Here is a 3,776-nt window from a genome sequence, read left to right as displayed (position 1 = left end):
CGTGCGGGCCTCGGCGAGTTCTGCCAGCAGTTGCTGCTCGGCGACCGCCACCCGCTCGGCCTCGGCCTCCAGCGCGTCCGGGTCGGTGTCGCTGGGTCGTGCCGGCTCGACGTCGAGATACTGCGCGCGCTCGTTGGCGATGCGGACCGTGGCGGCCACCCGTTCGGCCAGCGCCGACGGCCCGAACCAGGTCTGTTGGACCGACTCGGCGCGCACCGACAGCTCGGCCAGCGCGGTCTCGTGCGCGGTCAGCTCCTCGGACGCCACGGCCAGCCGGGCCGCGGCCTCGTCGTGCTCGCGGCGCATGGCGGCCTCGGCCTCGAAGATGGCGTTGCGCTCCCCCTGGCGGTTCACCAGGTCGTCGGCGGCCAGCCGCAGCCGCGCGTCGCGCAGGTCCGCCTGGATGGTCTGCGCGCGACGGGCCACCTCGGCCTGACGGCCCAACGGTTTGAGCTGGCGGCGCAGCTCGGTGGTCAGGTCGGTGAGCCGGGCCAGGTTCGCCGACATCGCGTCGAGTTTGCGGAGAGCCTTTTCCTTGCGCTTGCGGTGCTTGAGGACGCCGGCGGCCTCTTCGATGAAGGCGCGACGATCCTCGGGCCGCGACTGCAGGATCTCGTCGAGCTTGCCCTGCCCCACGATGACGTGCATCTCGCGGCCGATTCCGGAGTCGCTGAGCAGCTCTTGCACGTCCATCAAACGGCAACTGCTGCCGTTGATTTCGTATTCGCTGGCGCCGTCGCGGAACATCCGCCGGGTGATCGACACCTCGGAGTATTCGATCGGCAGCGCGTTGTCGGAGTTGTCGATGGTGACGGTGACTTCGGCCCGGCCCAGCGGCGCGCGCGACGAGGTGCCGGCGAAGATGACGTCTTCCATCTTGCCGCCGCGCAGGGTTTTCGCGCCCTGCTCTCCCATGACCCAGGCCAGGGCGTCGACGACGTTGGACTTGCCCGATCCGTTGGGCCCGACGACCGCGGTGATGCCCGGCTCGAAGCGCAGAGTCGTCGGCGAAGCGAAGGACTTGAAGCCCTTCAGCGTCAGACTCTTGAGGTACACGGCGAGCCAGACTACCGCTCGAATCGGCCGCGTCAGCCTCAGCGCGGGGTGTCGACTCGCCCGAAATTTGCCTGTTGTTCACCGCTCGACGCACTGGTCACAGTGGCCACTTCAGTCACGAGCGGGGACCCGGTCAGCGCTCGACGAAACCCACGAATCGCTCTTCCGGCTGCGACCATTCGGCGTCCACCTTGTCGACGTGGCCCGGCCGCGACGGGTACCAGTCGCCGCCCTCCAGCAGGTGCAGCAGCCTCTCACCGGCTTCCCGTGGCCCCTGGGCGACGACCAGAACGCGGCCGTCGGGCTGGTTCGCGGCGTAGCCGGTAAGTCCCAGCTCGAGGGCCCGCGAGCGCGTCCACCAGCGGAAACCGACCCCCTGGACCATGCCGTGCACCCAGGCGGTGAGCCGGACGTCAGGTTGCGACGTGGGATCCGACATCGGCGACCTCGAAGTTGACCTGTGTGCCGGACTCGAGCGTGCGCCCGACCGTGCACACCAGCTCGATGGCCCGATTGACGATGACCAGCAGCCGTTCCTTCTCTTCCGCGGACAGCGAGGACAGGTCGAGCTCGAGGGTCTCCTCGAGCAGCGGATAGCGCTCGTGGCTGCGGTCCGCGGCGCCGGACACCTTGATCACCGCGTCGTAGTCGTCGCCGAGCCGGCGGGCCAGGGGCTGATCGCTGGACAACCCGCTACACGCGGCCAGCGCGATTTTGAGCAGCTCGCCAGGCGTGAACACGCCGTCGACGTCCTCGGAGCCGATGAGTACCTGGGCTCCGCGAGAGCTGTGCCCGGTATAGCGGCGGGTTCCGGTGCGTTCGACCCACAATTCGGTCATGCCCTATTTCTACCGGTTGGGCATACTTCGTTTCATGGCCACCGTCGTCGCGTTCCATGCGCATCCCGACGACGAGGTGATTCTCACCGGCGGCACACTCGCCCGCGCCGCGGCGGCCGGGCACCGCGTGGTGGTCGTCACGGCGACCGACGGTCGCGTGCACAACGACGACGGCCATTACCGGATGGATGAATTACGTTCCAGCACAGGCATTCTTGGGGCGCATCGAGTCGAATGCCTCGGCTACGCCGACAGCGGCTACGGTCCGGAGTTCTACCCGGACCCACCCGGACGGGTCCGGTTCGGGCGCGCGGACGTCGATGAGGCCGCCCAGTGGCTCGCGGTGATACTGCGCGAAGAGGGCGCGGACATGCTGCTCAGCTATCAGCGAAACGGCGGCTACGGCCACCGGGATCATGTCCAGGTTCATCATGTGGGCAAGCGCGCGGCCGAACTCGCGGCCACCCCACGGGTTCTCGAGGTGACGATGCCGCGCGAATTGCTGCGCCGGATCGCCGATCTCGCCCACCTGCTGCGGCTACCGGCACCGTATGGCCGCGACATCGTCCGCACCGCGTATGCCCCCAAATCGACGATCACGCATCGGATCAACGTCTTCGGCTTCGCCCGTCAGAAGCGAGATGCGTTGGCCGCCCACCGCTCTCAGATCGGCAACGACGCCCAGTCGGCGCGCTGGTTCGCCGTCCTGCATTGGTTACCGCCTCAGGTCTTCGGCCTGCTGTTCAGCCACGAGTGGTTCGTGGACCCGGCCACACCCGCGGGACACCTGCGCCGCGACATCTTCGACTGACACTCACACCCGCGGCCGTGGCTGACATTTCGGGCAGTAGAACGACGAACGATTCATAAACTTCTCGCGGCGAATAATCGCGCCGCAGCGGTGGCAGTTCTGGCCCTCGCGGCCGTAGGCGTCCAGCGAACGGTCGAAGTATCCGGATTCGCCGTTGACGTTGATGTACAGGGAATCGAACGACGTCCCACCTTCGGCGAGGGCGTCGCGCATCACGTCGGCAGCCGCGTCCAGTACGGCCCGCAGTTTGGGACGGCTCAACGTCGAGGCGATGCGCGCGCCGTTGACCTTGGCCCGCCACAGCGCCTCGTCGGCGTAGATGTTGCCGATGCCCGAGACCAGCTGCTGATCGAGAAGCTGTCGCTTGATCTCAGAATGCTTGTGCCGCAACACTTCTACCACCGCGTCGGGATCGAAGCGGGGATCCAGCGGATCGCGTGCGATGTGCGCGACGGGGACGGGGACGACGCTGCCATCGACGGTTACCAGGTCGGCGAGCATCCACCCGCCGAACGTGCGCTGGTCGACGAAGCTCAGCACCGTGCCCTCGTCGAGCAACGCGGAGATCCGGACGTGCTCGGCGCGGGGCACCGTCCCCAGCAGCATCTGGCCGCTCATCCCGAGGTGAACCACCAATGCCGAGTCCGGCTCAGAGCCCGGCTCGGTATCGAGCAAGAGCCACAAGTACTTTCCGCGCCGATCGGTGCCGATGATCCGCGCGCCGAGCAGCTGCGCGGTGAGGTCGGCGGGCCCCGCCTCATGGCGGCGCACCGCGCGCGGGTGATGAACGCGGACGGCGGTGATGGTCTTTCCCGCAACACGGTCTTGCAAGCCGCGGCGTACCACCTCGACTTCGGGCAGTTCGGGCATCTAGTGATGATCGCAAGCGAGGCGAAGCCGGGCGCAGCGGGTCATCACCATCATCGCCGCCTAAGCCGACGTTTTCCCCGCGGTGTCAAGCACTTCCAGCGCCTTCCACGTCGCCGCCGCGGCCTTCTGCTCCGCTTCCTTCTTCGAGCGGCCAACACCAGACCCGTATTCGGTGTCCATCACGACGACGACCGCGGTGA

General features: G+C 67.6%; 6 protein-coding genes. 1 reads left to right on the top strand and 5 read right to left on the bottom strand.

The features are described from left to right. The 3 genes from JOZ00_RS19160 to JOZ00_RS19150 all read right to left on the bottom strand — a co-directional run. The coding region (locus tag JOZ00_RS19160; protein ID WP_293346394.1) for an AAA family ATPase at positions 1-1,056 on the bottom strand (1,056 nt) is incomplete at its 3' end. 133 nt (positions 1,057-1,189) lie between these two features. After that, positions 1,190-1,495 carry an acylphosphatase gene (locus tag JOZ00_RS19155; RefSeq protein ID WP_293346393.1) on the bottom strand — a complete coding sequence of 102 codons (306 nt, stop codon included), beginning with the start codon at positions 1,493-1,495 and terminating at the stop codon, positions 1,190-1,192. Next, complete coding sequence (locus JOZ00_RS19150) at positions 1,470-1,895, bottom strand: OsmC family protein (RefSeq protein ID WP_293346392.1); 426 nt, start codon at positions 1,893-1,895, stop codon at positions 1,470-1,472. Before JOZ00_RS19150 ends, JOZ00_RS19155 begins: the two co-directional genes overlap by 26 nt. Positions 1,896-1,929: 34 nt before the next feature. On the opposite strand from JOZ00_RS19150, the gene JOZ00_RS19145 reads away from it, so the two are divergent. Then, positions 1,930-2,706 (top strand): PIG-L family deacetylase, encoded by a 777-nt coding sequence (locus JOZ00_RS19145; protein WP_366022367.1) that lies wholly within the window; start codon positions 1,930-1,932, stop codon positions 2,704-2,706. A 3-nt stretch (positions 2,707-2,709) separates the two neighbouring features. Here JOZ00_RS19145 and mutM read toward each other — a convergent pair whose 3' ends face one another. Both mutM and JOZ00_RS19135 read right to left on the bottom strand, forming a co-directional pair. Next, positions 2,710-3,576, bottom strand: coding sequence for a DNA-formamidopyrimidine glycosylase (gene mutM / locus JOZ00_RS19140; protein ID WP_293346390.1), 867 nt, complete (start codon positions 3,574-3,576; stop codon positions 2,710-2,712). A gap of 60 nt (positions 3,577-3,636) precedes the next feature. Further along, positions 3,637-3,776, bottom strand: a 140-nt coding sequence (locus JOZ00_RS19135; RefSeq protein ID WP_293346395.1) for a putative dsRNA-binding protein, incomplete at its 5' end; no start/stop codon positions are given.

Source organism: Mycobacterium sp., assembly GCF_019243155.1.
Lineage (GTDB): Bacteria > Actinomycetota > Actinomycetes > Mycobacteriales > Mycobacteriaceae > Mycobacterium.
This window is presented reverse-complemented; position numbering and strand designations above follow the sequence as displayed.

What these genes read in the sequence shown, in the direction of transcription:
- mutM (WP_293346390.1), bottom strand. Translation starts at nt 3,576, where the DNA reads ATGCCCGAACTGCCCGAAGTCGAGGTGGTACGCCGCGGCTTGCAAGAC.
- JOZ00_RS19155 (WP_293346393.1), bottom strand. Translation starts at nt 1,495, where the DNA reads ATGTCGGATCCCACGTCGCAACCTGACGTCCGGCTCACCGCCTGGGTG.
- JOZ00_RS19150 (WP_293346392.1), bottom strand. Translation starts at nt 1,895, where the DNA reads ATGACCGAATTGTGGGTCGAACGCACCGGAACCCGCCGCTATACCGGG.
- JOZ00_RS19145 (WP_366022367.1), top strand. Translation starts at nt 1,930, where the DNA reads ATGGCCACCGTCGTCGCGTTCCATGCGCATCCCGACGACGAGGTGATT.